The following is a 16992-nucleotide window of genomic DNA, read 5'->3' on the forward strand; positions in this document are numbered from 1 at the left end:
CCGCGGCGCCGCCGGGTGACGCCGCCTGGTGATGACCGGCGGCGCGAGGCGCCGCTCAACGGAGGCTTCCATGCGTATCTCGCCCCAGGAGTTCACCGAGCTCGACCTCGCGGTGCATCAGGTCCTCCGCGGCGTGCCGCTGAACGATGTGTCCGTGCTCGACCTGCCCGGCGGCGGCGCGGCGCGGACGATCGAGGATGTCCGCGCGCTCATGCGCCTCCCGGGGAGCGGCTCCTCGAGCGCGCCGGTGCGCGCGCTGTTCTGGCTCCGCGGCGCGCTCGGCAAGCTCTTTGGCTGGGATCCCGTGGAGGAGGGCCTGCCCGCCGAGTCCTACGTGCACCAGGTTCCGCCCGAGGTGGCGAGTCGGTCGTCCGTGCAGCCCGGCACGCGCGAGGGGCCGTTCCGCGTGCTGTACGTGCTTCCGGGCGAGGCCGTCAGCGAGATCGTCAACGCGACCGTCCACGCGTTCTCCTGCATGGCGATCAGGCCGACGGCCGAGGGGCAGCGCCTCTACTGGGCTGTTTACGTCAAGCCGGTATCCCGGTGGACGTCCGCGTACATGGCGCTGATCGAGCCGTTCCGCCGCTTCATCGTGTACCCGAGCATCCTCCGGCAGCTCCGGGACGCGTGGCGGGCCGCCTACGCCGAGCCGGGCGCGGCCACGGAGCACGGCTGAAGCACGAAGGAAAATGTAGACGGATCTGGGGCGGTTGCCTCCGCACGCCGGCGTCCTCTACGATATCCATGCTTTGATCGGTCAGCTCTACGACGGGAAATATCGGGTCATCCGCTTGCTCGGGCGGGGCGGCATGGGCGCGGTCTACGAGGCCGAGCACGTCAAGACCGGCGAGCACGTCGCGCTGAAATGCATGGACGGAGCCCTCCAGTTCCCCTTCAAGAGCAGCCTGGCGCGCTTCCACCGCGAGGCGAAGGCCATGAGCGCGATCGACACCGATCACATGGTCCGGGTGCTCGATGCAGGGACGGAGCCGGAGACGGACGCGCCCTACATCGTGATGGAGCTCCTGCAAGGAGAAGACCTCCAGCTCCTGCTCGACAGGGTCGGGAGCCTCGAGCCCGACACCGCCCTCCGCATCGCGGCGCAGGTCTGCCGCGGCCTGCAGAAGGCCCACCAGGCGCGCATCGTCCACCGGGACATCAAGCCGGCCAACCTCTTCCTCGCGCGGCGCGGGGAGGGCGAGATCATCGTCAAGATCCTCGATCTCGGGATCGCCAAGATCAAGCCGGAGCCGGATCAGGTCGGCTCGACAACGGGCCTCAGCCGTTCCGGAGGGGTCCTCGGCTCACCGCTCTACATGGCACCGGAGCAGGCTCGAGGCCGCGCCGACATCGACTACCGTGCCGACCTCTGGTCGCTCGGCATGGTGCTCTACCGCGCCCTCGCGGGGAAGCTCCCGCACGAGCACCTCACCGGCTTCGGCGATCTCATCATCGCAGTCTGCTCGCAGGCGCCGATCTCGGTCCAGGCGCTCGCCCCCTGGGTGGAGCCGGAGGCGGCGGCCGTGGTGCACGGCGCGCTCCGGCTCGACCCCTCCGAGAGATTCGCCAGCGCGGCGGCGATGCTCGACGCGATTCGACCGCTGCTGCCCGGCGGCTTCGGCCTGCGAGAGGAGCTCCTGGTCCCCGTCAGCGAGGCGACCCGCGCCACCAGGGCGGAGAAGCTCGCGACGCTGGACGCCGAGGACGCCGCGCACGAACGGCTCGCGCGCATCGGCTCGCAGGATGGGATCGGGGACGAGACCATGGACATGGAAGCACCCACCTCCGGCTCCAGCACGAGCTCGTCTCTCGAGCCCTGGCGCCTGATCGCGAGACAGCCGAACTACGTCCTCGCCAGCTGGCGCCAGATCTTCTGCACCATCTGGCTCCAGGAAACGGCCGAGGACGACGTGCGCCGCGTGAGCGAGGCGTGCGCGGAGTTCGCAAAGCAACACCCGCGCGGCATAGGGCTGCTCACCATCGTCGAGGGCGAGGCCCCGTTGCCACAGGCAGCCGCGCGCAGGGCGCTCGCGAGGTTCCTCGCGGAGGCGAGCGCGTTCATCCGGTGCTCTGCCGTCGTCCTCGAAGGATCGGGGTTCCGCGCGGCGGCCGTGCGCAGCGTCGTGACAGGGCTCTCGCTCGTCGCCCGCCAGCGATTCCCACACAGGGTGTGCGACATCGAGGAGGCGGGGCTTATGTTCGCCGAGATCTTGCCTGCGGCGACGGGTATTGCCGTGAGCGACGTCGCGCTCCGGGCGTCGCTCGACGAGCTGCGTGAGGTCGTCGGGCGCCGGTGAGCCGCCGGTAGGGCCGAGACGCCCGGGTCCGGTCCCCGGAGGCAGGCTCAGCCGGCGCCAGGCGCTCTGACCATGCCGTGATCGGTGCGAGCGCGCGCATTCTTCAGCATCACAAGGGAGACAATGCAAAGAATCAGCTCCGAGATCGCCTCGGAGGCCCAGATACCGGTCAGGGAGAACAGGCGGGAGGCCAGCAGGAGCACCGGCAGCTTGACCAGGAGGATGCCCCCGAGGGTGAGCAGCAGCGCCTCCCGGGCCCGGCCGATCGACTGAAACGAGGCCGCCGTGACCATGGCCACGCCGGTCAGCGGGTAGGAGAGCGCCAGCAGCCGCAAGGCGGTCTGCCCTTCAGCGATGATCGCGCTCTCCCTGGAGAGCAGGGCGATCAGCGCAGCCGGCATCAACAGGCAGATGCCGCAGACGAGCGATCCATAGACGACGGCGGCGCCAAGGGAGAGCCGGATGGCCTCCCGTACCCGCTCGAGCTTCTTCTGGCCGAAGTTGTACCCCACGAGCGGCTGCATCCCCTGCACGATGCCGGTCTGCGGCGCGATCAGCCCGGCGTAGAGCCGGCTCACGATCGCGAACACGCTCAGGGCGCCGTCGCCGCCGATCAGCCTGAGCAGGTTGTTGGTGACGATGGCGATCAGGCTGACGCTGGCGCTCTTGATGAGCGACGGGGCCCCGATCGTCAGCACCTCGATGATGATGGGCCAGTCCGGCTTGAAATACGACGCCTTGATGCGATAGGAGCGGTTCTTTCTGAAAAAGAAGAAGTGGACGCTCATGCCGGCCGAGGTGGCCTGGCAACAGACCGTGGCCAGGGCGGCTCCCGAGGCGCCCATCTGCAAGATGATGATGAATAGCCAGCACAGGACGATGTTGACGCCGATGGGGATGATCCACATCGCGGTCGAGTACCTGGCGTTACCATCCGCCCTGACGATGGCCGAGTAGCCGGTGCCGGCGATGGCGCCGAGGAAGATGATCCGCCCGTACTCGATGGCGTAGGGGGCGATGCTGTCGGTGGCCCCGAGCAGATAGACGATCGGCTCGATGAAGACCGAGCCCAGGACCGTGATGACGATCGCCGCCGCCCAGAAGATCAGGAAGGTGTTCGCCACCGTCCGGGAGGCCTTCTCCACGTTCTGCTCGCCGAGCGCCCTGGAGACCATCGAGGCGCCGCCGGCGCCGACGGTCGTGGCGACGGCGCCCAGGGCGATCAGGACCGGCGAGACGATCGAGGCCCCGGCGGCGGCCAGCGAGTTGATGCCCACGGAGAGAAAGTAGATGTCCGTGAGGCTGTAGATGGCATAGACCAGCAGCGAGATCGTGGTCTGGGAAGACATCTCCAGCAGAAGCTTCCCGACCCTCTCGGTCCCCAGACGATCAACCCTGGAGTTGCCGCCCATGAGGGGTCAGGTTGCTTTCAGCCAGCCCATGTGTTCGTTTATCCACTGCCTGGAGAGGTTGTAGATGGAGTCGGTGTCGTAATTGCGGTAATAGCATTCTGTGTGCATGACCAGGGCGAGGTGCAGCGAGTACAGGCGGCACCTCCGTTCTTCTTCAGGGGTGAAGGAGGTCTTGCCATAGCCGCGCATGCTGCTGGTGATGCCCTCGGAGGAGAGCGGCCTGAACTGGGCCTCCATCAAGGGATCGGCCCAGAGCACCCTCTCGAAGTCGATGATGCCGGCGACCCTGCCTTCCTTGACGAAGACATTGGGGTCCCAGACGTCCCAGTGGACCAGGCAGGGTGTGGTGACCTCTTCCAGCGCGGGGGCGTGCCTGAGGACGGCGGCGCGGATCTCGTCGTAGCCGTGGTCGTACACCACGCCTTTTCGGACGCCGTCTTCCAGCACCGACTCCATGATCCTGGTGAACGCCTCTCTCCAGGTGTTCGCGCGCAGGGCCGGGTTCCCCTCGTAACCGAAATAGGTGCCCGTGAAGCTGTTGATCTCCCGAATGATCTCGCCGATATGCAGGTCGATGGACGCCTGCGCTTCGGGGGGGAGGCTCGCTCTCACGTGCTCGAGGTTGTCCGCGGCGATCTTCTCCATGAAGAAGTAGTCCGAGTCGCACAGGTCGTGGGCGTCGTCGAAATGGTAGATCTGTGGCACGGGGATGGCCGGGTTTCGCCGGACCAGGCGCATCGCGGCGACCTCGGTGGCCATGATGTTCTTCTCGTACAGCATGACCTCGGCATCTCTTGGCGGCGCGATCTTGAGGACGACCTCGCGGCCATCGGCGAGCCGGATCTTGTAGGCCGCATTGAACCAGCCGTCTTTCAGCTCACGCACAGCGTCCTCGCCATCTGCGAGCGCCGTGCCACCGAAGGCCCTGGCGGCCATGGCTGCGATCTGCGTGCGTGTTTTTATATTCTTGGTTTTGCTTTCCACGATCTTCCGGACGAGGGTACGCCTCATGGAACGGATGTCCACATCGCCGTCCGGAAAAAGCTCGAGGGCGCCTCATCGGGTCGCCCACACGCCCACGCCCGCGAGCGCTGCTTCCTCCGCGCGAACCCGAGCGGCCGAACACATCCAGTCACCGCGCCCCGGAACATCGAGACAGGAACGCCGTCCGGCGGTGCTCCACGATCTCCGGCAGCGCGCTGGCGCCGCGGAGCGCGAGCACCCGCGTCGCGGCTGCACCTGTGGGAGCAGGTGGGCGGGTGGTTCGCGGCCGCCCGGGTACTCGGCAGACGCCGCATCGCGCCTCCATTCCTCAGGCTGACACGTACACGTGTCTCCTGGGGAGACCACTCACCGCTCAATCATCTGCGGACCTCCCAGATGCCCGCGTACGGTTCCGAGCTGATCTGAACGCCCCAGGCGCACCGAGACGCCCGGCTCCGGAGAGAGGGCTCTCGTCACTCCACGGCCGCAGAGCCACCTTGGACCGCGGGGCGCGCCGCCATCAGCCGATCGCCGCCACATCCGTCCTCCGTACGAATTGCACCGTGGAGAGCCGGTGGTACCGTGCAGGAACGCTGGCCGGGGCACGGAGAGTGCCTGTCTTGGCCGGAGCGGACGCAGAAACTGGTGGCATGTTCGCGGACGTGCCGCTTTCATCCACGACAGCGGGGGCGTGCGATATGACGCCGGGGGGCGAAGCATGATCATCGAGGGCGTTCGCATGGTTGATGATGCAGAAGAGCCGAGCGCAGACATCGCAGGCCAGGACGGAACCAGGATAGATAGGCGCGATGACGACATCTGTGGCCGCGGTCCCTGGGGCGCCATACGAGAGAAGATGGGGTATGACCGGTTCCTGGATACGGACGAGGGAGAGCACGATCGCTACCTCGCCAACGTCCTGTGCGTTGCGTCGGCCTGGGCATACTCCGATATCGACACCTTTGCGAGGGTGATGCATTGTCGTGGATTCATGCGTGGAAGCGAGACGGTCGGCGTTACCGATAAGAATCCTGCGATGTTCGAGCGCACGACCGCGTACCTCGTCCAGAGCAAAAACCGGCGATTGGCGATCTTGTGCTTCCGTGGAACGGAGATGAAGAACGCCATCGATGCGCTGGTCGAACCGGATTCGCTGGAGCCGCTCCTGTCAGCCGGTCGCGTGCACGGCGGGTTCAGCCGCAGCCTCCTGGCGCTGTGGCCGACCATCGAGATGCTGCTCAAGTATGCGTGCAAGGGGCGGTCGATCTGCGATGCTGCCATGCGGGCGAGGGCCAGAGCGCGCAACTGTGTCGAGGAGGACTCACGGCATGACCGAGCGCCAGGGCAAATTGCTGGTGAGACCATGATGAACGACGGCTCGAGCCGGTCCTCCCCGCCGCCCACGGACGAGGGCGGTGACAAGCTGGAAGCACTGTACATCACCGGCCATGGCATCGGCGGAGCCCTCGCCGTTATCGCGGCGGCGCTGATCGATATGACCCCATCACTTCAATCGGTGAGGAAGACGCTGCGCGGCATCTACACGTACGGGCAGCCCAAGGTAGGCGACACGGATTTTGCCAACACGTTCCAACCGAGGTTCGGGTCCAAGCTCTTCCGTCATGTTAGCCTCGACGACAATGTCATCTACATGCCTCTTGCCTGGACGGGGGAGTTCTGGAGGATACGGCGCACGGTGCGCCAATTCAAACATTTCTACGTCCACCTCGGACAGATGCTCGTCCCGTCCGAGGCGGGCTGGACATCCTCGGCCACGCTGTCGTTGTCGTTCAGATTCGTGGTCGAAATGATGGTCCGCGGATGGAATCTCGGTGCGAGTGTCGGTGTCTACACGGCGCCTCGAATCCTGGACGAGTATCCTTTTTTGAAGTTTCTCAATCAGATGAATCCATGGGCTCCAAAAGTTCAGCGAGATCCGTTGCCGCGGCGGTTCTTACGAAACAACTCGCCAATAAGGTATCTGCGCATGTCTCGAACGGTGGTTCCGGGGAGTGAGCTCCTGTGAGCCTGACGTTGGGCTGCTGCTTGCCGGGCCGGGATCTCCAGCTCCTGTGCAATCCTCACGAAGGCGGGCAGCGCGGCGCGAGGACCCCGGCCGTCGGTCGCGGCGCTGCCAGGTGCGTTCGCGGTGAGCCGCGACCGGCGGGAGGTTGACGATGGACATCGAATGTGTCCGAGTGATCACGCGCGCGGAAAACCCGGGCATGCCGGTGACCGGCGAGCTCATACGTGGGGTGAAGCGCATTTACAGCGAAGATATCTGCGGCATTGGATCCTGGGGGGCGCCCCTGGGAGAGGTGAGCACGGATCGCATGCTGGCGCTGGATCCCACCCAGCATGACCACCACATCGCCAACGTTCTCTGCACCGCATCGGCGTGGGCATACTCTGATGTCGACACGCTGGCCCGGGTGATGCACTGCCGCGGTTTGATGCCGAGGCTTGAGATCGTCGGTATCGTCAACAGGAATCCAGCTCTGTTCGTGGACACGACCGCTCATGTCATCCAGAGTGAAGACCGCAGGGTCGCGATCCTGTGTTTTCGTGGTACCGGGCTGCAGAACGTCGTCAACTGGCTGGCCGACGTGAGCGTGCATCCTGACCCTTTCCTGGCCATGGGGAGAGTGCATGGTGGGTTTCTTCGCGGCCTCCTGACGATCTGGCCCATGCTCGGACTGCTGCTGGATAGAGCGCTCCAAGGTCAGTCCATCTGCGATGCCACATCCTCGCCGGCGGCCGCAGCTCGGGAGCGTGACGAGGGGACCTGGCGCCACCGTGGTGGGGATGAGCCGGGCGGCGAGTGCGGGGATGCGGCGGAGACCCCGGGCACCAGTTTTTCGCAGTCCACGAACGATCGATGGCGAGGGCTGGAGGCGCTTTACATCACCGGGCATAGCCTCGGCGGCGCGCTCGCCGTCCTCGCCGCGGCGCTCATTCAGGTCGACCCTGAGCTCAAGCCTCTTCGCAAGAAGCTGCGCAGTATCTACACCTATGGACAGCCCATGGTTGGCGACGCGGGTTTCAGGGCGTACTTCAGGCCGAAGCTCGACTCCAGGCTCTTCCGACATATCTACGGCAGTGATATCGTCCCGCGCTTACCTCCCTGGACCACCGGCAAGTTCACGCACATCGGCAAGGAGTACGCATCCAGCGATACCGGCTGGATGTACAGGCGCCGCGGCGTAAGGCCGGTCCGCACCGCATTGGGGAGCGTGGCGGTCGGCGTCGTGACGATGGCTCAGAAGCAATTGCCACGCGTTCCATTCCTCAGGCTGATACGTACACATGTGTCCTGGGGGGATCACTCACCGCTCAATTACCTGCGGACCTCCCAGATGCCCGCGTTCGGTTCCGAGTTGATCTGAACGCCCCAGGCGCATCGCATGCACGGTCAGCGGCAGCGCCTTTCACGTCTTGGCGAGCTGCGCCTCGTACTGGCGACGGTCGAACACGGACGGTCGCACGTCGTAACTCCCGTTCCGGTGGAACTGACAAAAGTCCGACCAGGCGACGGTATCCTCGGTCACTGTGATCGTGGCGAGCAAGAACCAGCAATCCGTGATCCCGCACGTGCATTGGAGCAGGAGCGACTTCCGGTTCCGGGGATCATCCGGCTCCGTGCCAAAACCGTGCCGGTACGGCTCGCCAAGCAGGTTCCTCGACGGGAGGAAGACGTCGCAGCCTGATAGATAGAGGTAGCTGCCGGCCAATGCGCCCCTCGGACCGAGCTCCTCTGCGGTCTCGCCTGCGGCGATCCGGCGGTCGTACTCGCTCTGGGCATGGGGTAACTCCACCTCGCGCACCAGGTCGATGAGCCCGCGCCCGTTGACCCGCAGCTCGATCGGCTGGAAGCCGCCACCTCCAGGCCAGCGGATGTAGTGCGCGGAATCGACGCGAATCTCGAGCTGATCAAGGATCACGGCCGCTCATGGTACACGGCTCTCCGGTTGCGTGCGATCGGTCCGGCGCCCTGCGGTGCGCTGTCGACGAGCTCAGCCCGTGAGTGTCGCGTCGTCGGACGCGCTCGGCCTCACCCGAGGCGCTCGCCGTCGGTCGGCGCGGCGAGCGCCCGCGCCTGGGCGAAGAGATCGGGGCGCGCCTGGCCGTGGGACCAGCCCTCGGGGTACGAGGCGACGGCCGAGGGGCGGCTGCGCACGCGGCGCTCGTAGGCGTCGAGCGCGGGGTGGCCGGCGAGCGACAGCCCGCGCCGCTGCATGTAGGCGAGCACGGGGTAGAACGAGCAGTCGGCGAGCGTGAAGGCGTCCGAGGCGATGAACCGTGCCTTCTGCGCGCGCGCCTCCCAGAGCGCGAGCTCGCGCTCCACGCCCGAGAGGGCGCCGAGGACCGCCGCCCGCCGGTCCGGCGACAGAGGCCCTGCGCCGGCCTCGAACAGGCTCTCCAGCGGGTCGTAGACGCACGCCGTGGCCTCGGACTCCTGCGCGAGGGCGAGCGCGAGGGCGAGCGCGCCGGGCTCGGCGAGCGGCGGGAGGAGCGGCGGGTCGGGATACCGCATCTCCAGGTACGTGAGGATCGCCAGCGACTCGTTCATGGCGGTGCCGTCGGGCTCCACGAGCACCGGGGCCTGGCCGCGCGGGTTGAGGGCCAGGAACTCCGGGGTGCGCGTCTCGCGGGGCTCGCGCATCACGCGCAGCCGGCGCGGCTCGAAGGCGAGGCCCTTCTCGCGCGCGGCGATCAGCACGCGCCAGCTCGAGATCGAGCCGTTCACGAAGTACACAGCGCGCGCGGCGCTCATCGGTCGCCTCCGGGGCCCTGCAGCGTGCGGAAATTGAGCACCTCGAAGCCCGGCCGGTAGGCGGCGGCGTCGAAGGTGGGGTCGATGTTCTCGGCGCGGAAGAGCTGCAACATCCGCTCTGCCTCGTCGCGCTCTGCCTCGTCGCGCGACGGCCCGGGGAGCGCGGACCGGGCCCGGGCGCGCGCCTCGGCCTCGGCGCGGCCCGCGGCGGGCGCGCCGGCGCCCCAGACAGCCCCGGTGGCCGGATCGTGGAACGTGCCGATGTGCCGGAAGGTGAGCGAGATCCGCGATGCGCGGCCGTCGCTCCCGCCGTCCCCGTCGCCCTCCTGTCGGACGGCGTGATAGAGCCGGCGGTTCGTCTCCAGGTCCATGACGAGCAGCGAGCCGTGCGGTAAAGGGACCTTCTGGACAGCGTCCCCGTCCGCGGGACGCTTGGGCCGGAGCACCATGGTGCGCTGTCGTCCGAGCGAGACGTTCACGATGAAGGAGGGGCGCACGAGGTCGAGCGTCTTGTCGGAGTGCTCGCTGATCCAGTCGCGCCCGGTGCGGTAGAGCTGAAGCAGGCAGTGATTCAGCGGATGCCCGACGCGGCGCTCGACCTCCTTGCGAATGCGGTCGACGGCGGGGGTGAAGTCGCGGAGCTCGGGCTGCTCGTCGGCCGGGTGGCGATAGAGCGGCACCGCGCCGTCGGGCGCGCGCTCGCCCTGGATCGCGACGAGGCGCGGCACCTCCCCGCCGCGGTGGCGCATCGTTGTCCACGCCACCTCGCGCTCGACCGACTCGAAGGCTCCGGCGCCCTCGGCGACGCTCTCGTCGAGGGCGCCGCACCACAGCGATGTGCCGCCCGCGCCGATGCCGTCGACGCGCACCGGCCCGGATCCGTCGGCGAGCAGGTCGGCCCAGCGGCGGCGCCGGGCGCCCAGGCCCTCGATCTCGCGCAGCGCCGCGGCGTGCTTGCCCGCGGTGCTCGCCGCGGTCGCGTCCTCGAGGACCTCGACGTCATAGCCGAGCCGGCGCGCGTCGCGGGCCGCGGCGAGGACACACACGTTGGTCGCGACGCCGCACAGGACCACGGCGGTCACGCCCGCCTCCTCGAGGCGAGCGTGCAGATCGGTGTCGCGGAAGGCCGAATACCACCGCTTCTCGACGTCCCATTCCGCCGTCCCTGCGGCGCGCTCGGCGCGCACTGGGGCGAGCGCGGGGAACGGCTCGGCGCCCCACGTGCCGCGCGCGCAGCACGCGCTGCCTGTGTGCGTCTGTCCGCGGAGCGCGTCCGGGGAGGCGTCGATCTCGCCGTAGGCCGATGTCACCCACACCACGACACGCCCCTGCGCGCGCGCGGCGCGCACCAGCCAGGCCACGCTCTGCGCGAGCTGGTGCGGGTCGCAGTGCCGCTTCGAGAACGCGCCCCCCTCCGCGAGGAAGTCGTTCTGCATGTCGATGATCAGCAGCGCCGTGCGCGCCGGATTTTCGGGCTGTGGCCGACCGTCCATGGGCTTCTAGATTCTGGTATCACCTCGCCGGGGCTCGGCCAAGGTCCCCGCCTCGTGACCGCGGAGGGCCGCGGCGAGCCTCACGAGGAGGACGACGGAGAGGGCGTGGGATCTCCGCCGGTCTCTTCGCCGTGCCAGTAGTCTCTGACCTGCGTTTTGTCATAGACCTCGTCGACCGAGCCCACGAGGATCTTGTTCGAGTCGGTGTAGACGCAGACATCATCCGGCTTCTTCTCGCCGATCACGAGGAAGCGGCACGGCGCGTCGCTCGTGTTGACGAGGCAGTGGCCGGCCTTCTGGCGCGCCGGGAAGCAGACATAGTCCCCGGCCGACATCTCGATCGTCTCCTCGGCGAGCCGCAGCGTGGCGCGACCCTCCAGAATGAGGATGTGCTCTTCCTCCAGCAGGTGGTAGTGCGCGGGAGAGGATTGCTTTCCCGGCAAGAGCTCTTCAATCAGCACGCCGACATGATGGCCTTTGCCCATGACCGCCCTGGTCAGGTGCCGGAATCGGCTGCCGAAGCGCGAGCCCTCCGACCACTCTTCCCAGGGGACGCTCTCGACGGCGATCGGCCTGCGGATCTCCTGCGGATCGTCTCTTTGATCGTTCCTTGACACGGCTGGCCTCCTTTGACTCGTGTGTGCCCGCGGCGCGGGGCTTGTCCTAGCCACTCCGGTTACGGAGGTAATGGGCGGCCACCTTCATTCGGTTGCCGCACAGATCCATGCTGCACCAGCGCCGCGCGTGGTTCCTCGAACCGTCGTGGAAGTAGAGGACGCAGTCGGGGTTCGCGCAGCGCTTCACGAGCGCCGGGTCCACGTCGCAGAGAAGGCTGGCGGCAGCCTCGGCGATGGGGCGGAGGAGCTGGTCCGGCGCATCGATCTGCATGTGAACGCGCCGCGTGAACCCGGCGCCCGCGCGCACGACCTCGGTGTACCCCGCATCGAGCCGGAGGGCCCTGTTGATCACATCGATGGCGCCCTGGCCTTGCGCCTTCTGCGCGCGCGGCCGCTCGATCAGCGCGCGCAGCGCGCTCCGGAGCTGCCGCGCTCGGTCGAGAGCGCACTCGGCCTCCCTCGACCCCTCCCAGCGATCGAGGACGCAGCCCGCGGTCGCCCCCTCGAGGAAGCCCGCCTCCTCGGACCAGGCGACGAGCGCGCGCAGGTCGGGGAGCAAGTCCACGCGGTCGCCGCGCTGCACATGCTCGGTGTTGAGGAAATCGAGCGCCCGGTGATTGCCGAGCCAGAGGAAGCGCGACGTGGTTGTAACCATCGATCTTGGTATTGACTGGTTAGCATGTCTGCCGTATAACCGTCAAACAAGGAATACGGAGGTTATCATGAGACGAAGGAATGAGGCGGGCGCGGCGCTGGCCATCCTGGCTTTCGTCGCCCTCGCCGCGGGCTGCGCCGGCAGGCCGCCCGCGCCGAGCGGCGATCGCGGCGTGTCGACAGCGGGGCGAGCCGCGGTGCCCGACGCTGTCTGGCCGGAGAAGACGTCTTACCGCTCCGTCGATGTCCGCGGGCGTCGGATCTTCTACCGCGAGGCGGGGCGCCGCGATCGCCCCGTGTTGCTCCTGCTCCACGGCTATCCGTCGTCGTCCCACAGCTACAGAGAGCTGATCCCTCTCCTTTCAGGCCGCTACCGCGTCGTGGCGCCGGACAACCTGGGGTCGGGCTACAGCGATCACCCGAGCCCTCACGAGGTCACGTACACGTTCGACCTGCTCGCGGACCACATCACCGGGTTCACCGAGGCGCTCGGGCTCACGCGGTACGTGCTCTACATGCAGGACTTCGGCGCCCCGGTCGGGTTCCGCGTCGCCATGGCCCATCCCGAGCGGCTGCGCGGGCTCGTCGTGCAGAACGGCAACGCGTACCTCGACGGTCTGCCCGAGGCGCTGCGGGCGTTCCTCCGGCGCGCCCACGAGGACAGATCCCGGGAGGGCGCCGCTGCGGTCGCCGAGATCGTCAGCGCCGCGGCGATCAGGGAACAGCAATACCTCCGGGATGTGCCCGGCGACCGGCGGGAGCGGCTGAGCCCGGACACCTGGACCCACGACCTCGCGTTCCTCGCCACCCCCGAGGACCGCGAGATCCAGGTCCAGCTCCTCCAGGACTACCAGACGAACATCGACGCCTATCCGTCATGGCAGGCGTTCTTGCGCTCCCGCCAGCCGCCGACCCTCATCGTCTGGGGGCGCAACGACGCGGACTTCATCCGCGCGGGCGCGACCGCGTACCTCCGCGATGTCCCCCGAGCAGAGCTCCACCTGCTGGACGCGGGACACTTCGCCGTCGAGGAGCAGGCCGTCGCGATCGCTCAGCACGTCACGCGCTTCCTGGAGAGGCTCCCTCCCTGAGCGCCAGCGACACCGCACCTCGCCGCGGGAACCTCCCGCCCGATCGGGTGTCGATCGACCAACCCCAGCGCCGGCGGGCCTGCGTCGTTCAGGCTCGCCCCGCCGCACCACGACCGGAGCCCCCCGTGCGAAGAGCCCTCCTCCGCGCCGCGCTCGCCGCGCTCGCCGCCTTGGTCCCCGCGCTCTCGAGCTGCGCCGACAGCCCGCTGCCGCCCACCGCCCCCGGCTCGCCCCCGGGCGCGCCGATGCCCGCCGCGCTGCCCGCCCCGCCCGCAGAGCCGGCGCTCGCAGCGCGCCGCGCCGAGGCGCCGATCCGGCTCACCGCCGCGGACGGCACGGGGCTGCGCCTCGTCGCGCTCACCGGCCGCGCGGTGATCGAGGCGCCGCTCGCGTTCACCGAGCTGCGCCTCACCTTCGAGAACCCCGAGGACCGCGTGCTCGAGGGCACCTTCAGCGTCACCCTGCCGCCCCGCGCGAGCGTCGGCCGCCTCGCCATGAGGATCGGCGATCGCTGGCAGGAGGGCGAGGTCGTCGAGCGCGAGCGCGCGCGCGCGGCGTACGAGGACTTCCTCCACCGCAAGCAGGACCCGGCGCTGCTCGAGCAGGCCGCGGGCAACCAGGTGAGCGCGCGCGTGTTCCCCATCCCGGCGCGCGGCGTGAAGGAGATCGTCGTCGCGTACTCCCAGGAGCTCGGCCCGGACGCGCCCTTCGCCGTCCCCCTGCGCGGCCTGCCCGCGGTGAGCCGCCTCGACCTCGAGGCCACCGTCGCGGGCGCCGCCGCGCCCTTCCTCGCGCTCCACCGGAGGGACGCCGCGCCCGACGCCGACTTCGTGGTGGATCCCGCGCGGCTCGGGGCGACGGCGGCGCGGGGCGGCCTGCGCAGCGGCGAGCTCGTGCTCGCCCGTGTGGCCGCGCCCGTGGATGCCCGGCCCGATCCGCTCGCCTCGGCGGTGATCCTCGTGGACACGAGCGCCTCGCGCGCGCTCGGGATCGAGGAGCAGCTCGGGGCGCTCGCGGCCGTCGCGCAGGCGGTCGCGCGCGCGGGCGGGCCGGGCGCGCCGCTCACCGTCGCCTGCTACGACCAGACCGTCGCCCCCGTGTTCGACGGCGCGGCCTCGGCGTTCGGCGACGCGGAGATCCGGCGCATCCGCGAGCGGCAGGCGCTCGGCGCCTCGGATCTCGGGCGCGCCCTCCGCTGGGCCGGCGAGCGCGCGCGCGCCCGCGGGCAGCGGCGCGTGGTGCTCCTCTCGGACGGCATCGCCACCGCGGGCGAGGTCGCGCCCGGCGCGCTGCGCGGCGCCGCGGCGGCGCTGCGGGACGCGGGGGTCGAGCGGCTCGACGCCGTCGCGCTCGGCGGCATCCGCGACGAGGCCGCGCTGCGGCAGCTCGTCACGGCGGGCCTGCCGCGCGACGGCGCGGTGATCGACGGCGCGCGCGGCGCCGCCGAGGTCGAGCGGCGCCTCGCGTCGGCCACCCGCTCGGGGATCGCGGTGAGCGTCGAGGGCGCGCGCTGGGTCTGGCCGCGCGCGCTGCACGGGATGCAGCCCGGCGACGAGGCGCTCGTCTACGCCGAGGTGCCGGCCGAGCTGCCGGTCCGGATCACGGTCGATGGCCGCACCGCCGCGCCCGATCTGCGCGGCGTGGAGCGCCCGCTGCTCGAGCGCGCCTGGGCGCGGGCGAAGATCGACGGCCTCCTCGCCCGGGAGGCCCCGGGCGCCGAGCAGGACGCCCTCCGCCGGCAGATCGTCGACCTGTCGATCACGCACCGGGTGCTGAGCCCGTACACCGCGCTGCTCGTGCTGGAGACCGAGGGCGACTACGCGCGCTTCGACATCGCCCGGCGCGGCCTCTCCGACATCCTCACCGTGGACGGCGGCCGCGTGGCCGTGCAGAAGCGCTCGCGGCCGCCGGCAGAGAAGCTGCGGGAGGCGAGGCCGCCCGTCACCCGGGGCGACGGCGGCCCGGCGGGTGCGGGCGACGGAGCGTCGGCCGGCGCGGGCGCGGCCCTGCGGCCGCCGCCTGCGCCGCCGGAGCCGCCTGCCGGCGCGGGCACCACGGTCACGCGGCTCAGCGCGGGCGGGCTCGGGCTCTCGGGCGTCGGCGAGGGCGGCGGCGGCCGCGGCGAGGGCATCGGCCTCGGCTCGATCGGGACCATCGGCCACGGCAGCGCGGCCTCCGCGCCTGGGGCGAGCGCCGCGCCGGCGCCGAGCGCCACGCCGGACGCGGGCAGCGGCCAGGGCTTCGGCAGCGGCCACGGCCGCCTCGGCGGCCACCACAGGGGCGCGGCGGCCTCGATCCGCATGGGCGCCACGCAGGTGAGCGGCCGCCTTCCGCCGGAGGTCGTCCAGCGCATCGTCCGCCAGAGCTTCGGCCGCTTCCGCCTCTGCTACGAGGAGGGGCTCGGGCGGTATCCCCTCTTGCAGGGCCGTGTCACCGTGCACTTCACCATCGACCCGAGCGGTGCTGTCGTGAACGCGCGCCACGGCAGCTTCGATCTGCCCGACGCGGCCGTGGTTTCCTGCGTTGTCCGCGCCTTCCCCGCGCTGAGCTTCCCCGCGCCCGAGGGCGGCAGCGTCGATGTCGTGTACCCGCTCCACTTCGCGCCGCCGAGCGCCGCGGCCGGGCCCGCCGGCGGCGCCGCCGCCGCGCCGCCGCCGGAGCCGGCGCCGGTCGAGCCGTACACCGGCCGCTTCAAGCAGATCCAGGACACCCTCGCCCGGGGCGACGCGCAGGCCGCCGCGCGCGAGGCCTCTGGCTGGCGCGCCGACGCCCCCGGCGACGTGCTCGCGCTCGTCGCGCTCGGCGAGGCGCTCGAGGCCACGGGCGACGCGCCGGGCGCCGCCCGCGCGTACGGCTCGATCATCGACCTGTTCCCGGCGCGCGCGGACCTCCGTCGCTTCGCCGGCGCGCGCCTCGAGCGCCTCGCGGCCGGCGCGGGCCTCGATCTGGCGGTCGACACCTACGAGAAGGCGCGCGAGCAGCGCCCCGACCACCCCTCCAGCCACCGCCAGCTCGCGTTCGCGCGCCTCAAGCGGGGCGAGCCCGCCGCCGCCTTCGACGCGCTCGCGGCGGGCCTCGCGCGCCGCTACCCGCCGGGGCGCTTCGCCGGCGTGGAGACCGTCCTGCGCGAGGACCTCGGCCTCGTCGCCGCGGCGTGGATCAAGGCCGAGCCCGCGCGCCGGGCCGACGTCCTGGCCCGGCTCGCGAAGGCCGGCGCGAAGCTCGAGGGGGCGCCCTCGCTCCGCTTCGTGCTGAGCTGGGAGACCGACGCCAACGACGTGGACTTCCACATCCGGGACGACCGCGGCGGCCACGCCTACTACGGAGAGCCGACGCTGCCGAGCGGCGGGCGCCTCTACGCCGACGTCACCACCGGCTACGGGCCCGAGTGCTTCACCATCCGCGCGCCGCGCGAGCAGCGGGCCCGCCGGTACACCCTGCAGGCGCACTACTATGCGCGCGGGCCGATGGGCTACGGCATGGGCAAGCTGCAGATCGTCGACCACGACGGCAAGGGCGGCCTGACGTTCGAGGAGCGGCCCTTCGTGATCATGAACGACCAGGCGGTCGTGGATCTCGGCGCCGTCACGCGCTGACGCGCCGAAGCGCGGGGGACGTCACCGCTCCCACACCACGACCACCTCCGGCTGCCTTTGCCCGGAGACATCGG

General features: G+C 70.0%; 13 protein-coding genes. 6 read left to right on the top strand and 7 right to left on the bottom strand.

Features of this window, described 5'->3' with window-relative positions:
* Positions 1–70: 70 nt before the first annotated feature.
* Together WME96_RS43500 and WME96_RS43505 are read left to right on the top strand one after the other, a co-directional pair.
* Positions 71–676, top strand: a complete 606-nt coding sequence (locus WME96_RS43500) for a DUF2867 domain-containing protein (RefSeq protein WP_437287417.1) — start codon at positions 71–73, stop codon at positions 674–676.
* Positions 677–710: 34 nt separating this feature from the next.
* Positions 711–2297, top strand: coding sequence for a serine/threonine-protein kinase (locus tag WME96_RS43505; RefSeq protein WP_437287418.1), 1587 nt, complete (start codon positions 711–713; stop codon positions 2295–2297).
* A 47-nt stretch (positions 2298–2344) separates the two neighbouring features.
* On the opposite strand, the gene WME96_RS43510 is transcribed toward WME96_RS43505, so the two are convergent.
* Positions 2345–3646 carry an MATE family efflux transporter gene (locus WME96_RS43510; protein ID WP_437287419.1) on the bottom strand — a complete coding sequence of 434 codons (1302 nt, stop codon included), beginning with the start codon at positions 3644–3646 and terminating at the stop codon, positions 2345–2347.
* Between the two features lie 69 nt (positions 3647–3715).
* Positions 3716–4720 carry a phosphotransferase family protein gene (locus WME96_RS43515; RefSeq protein WP_437287420.1) on the bottom strand — a complete coding sequence of 335 codons (1005 nt, stop codon included), beginning with the start codon at positions 4718–4720 and terminating at the stop codon, positions 3716–3718.
* Between the two features lie 691 nt (positions 4721–5411).
* Here WME96_RS43515 and WME96_RS43520 point away from each other — a divergent pair.
* Complete coding sequence (locus WME96_RS43520; RefSeq protein ID WP_437287421.1) at positions 5412–6719, top strand: lipase family protein; 1308 nt, start codon at positions 5412–5414, stop codon at positions 6717–6719.
* A 151-nt stretch (positions 6720–6870) separates the two neighbouring features.
* The gene (locus WME96_RS43525) at positions 6871–8079 is read left to right on the top strand and encodes a lipase family protein (RefSeq protein WP_437287422.1); all 1209 of its coding nucleotides are present in this window, start codon (positions 6871–6873) and stop codon (positions 8077–8079) included.
* 42 nt (positions 8080–8121) lie between these two features.
* On the opposite strand, the gene WME96_RS43530 is transcribed toward WME96_RS43525, so the two are convergent.
* From WME96_RS43530 to WME96_RS43550, 5 genes are all read right to left on the bottom strand, one after another.
* A complete protein-coding gene (locus WME96_RS43530; protein ID WP_437287423.1) occupies positions 8122–8634 on the bottom strand; it encodes a hypothetical protein in 513 nt (170 codons plus the stop codon).
* A 110-nt stretch (positions 8635–8744) separates the two neighbouring features.
* On the bottom strand, positions 8745–9467 hold the full coding sequence (locus WME96_RS43535; RefSeq protein ID WP_437287424.1) for a glutathione S-transferase family protein: 723 nt from the start codon (positions 9465–9467) through the stop codon (positions 8745–8747).
* Complete coding sequence (locus WME96_RS43540) at positions 9464–10960, bottom strand: isochorismatase family protein (protein WP_437287425.1); 1497 nt, start codon at positions 10958–10960, stop codon at positions 9464–9466. The genes WME96_RS43535 and WME96_RS43540 overlap by 4 nt, the downstream gene beginning before the upstream one ends.
* 80 nt (positions 10961–11040) lie before the next feature.
* Positions 11041–11577, bottom strand: coding sequence for a cupin domain-containing protein (locus WME96_RS43545; RefSeq protein ID WP_437287426.1), 537 nt, complete (start codon positions 11575–11577; stop codon positions 11041–11043).
* 46 nt (positions 11578–11623) lie between these two features.
* On the bottom strand, positions 11624–12232 hold the full coding sequence (locus WME96_RS43550; RefSeq protein WP_437287427.1) for a CGNR zinc finger domain-containing protein: 609 nt from the start codon (positions 12230–12232) through the stop codon (positions 11624–11626).
* Between the two features lie 67 nt (positions 12233–12299).
* Between WME96_RS43550 and WME96_RS43555 the strand changes: the two genes are divergently transcribed.
* Both WME96_RS43555 and WME96_RS43560 read left to right on the top strand, forming a co-directional pair.
* Positions 12300–13322 carry an alpha/beta fold hydrolase gene (locus WME96_RS43555; protein WP_437287428.1) on the top strand — a complete coding sequence of 341 codons (1023 nt, stop codon included), beginning with the start codon at positions 12300–12302 and terminating at the stop codon, positions 13320–13322.
* Positions 13323–13447: 125 nt separating this feature from the next.
* Positions 13448–16918: an AgmX/PglI C-terminal domain-containing protein gene (locus WME96_RS43560; protein WP_437287429.1), complete on the top strand. Its 3471-nt coding sequence runs from the start codon at positions 13448–13450 to the stop codon at positions 16916–16918.
* Positions 16919–16992: the final 74 nt, after the last annotated feature.

Origin of the sequence: Sorangium sp. So ce406 (assembly GCF_051474675.1) — a bacterium.
Lineage (GTDB): Bacteria > Myxococcota_A > Polyangia > Polyangiales > Polyangiaceae > Sorangium > Sorangium cellulosum_G.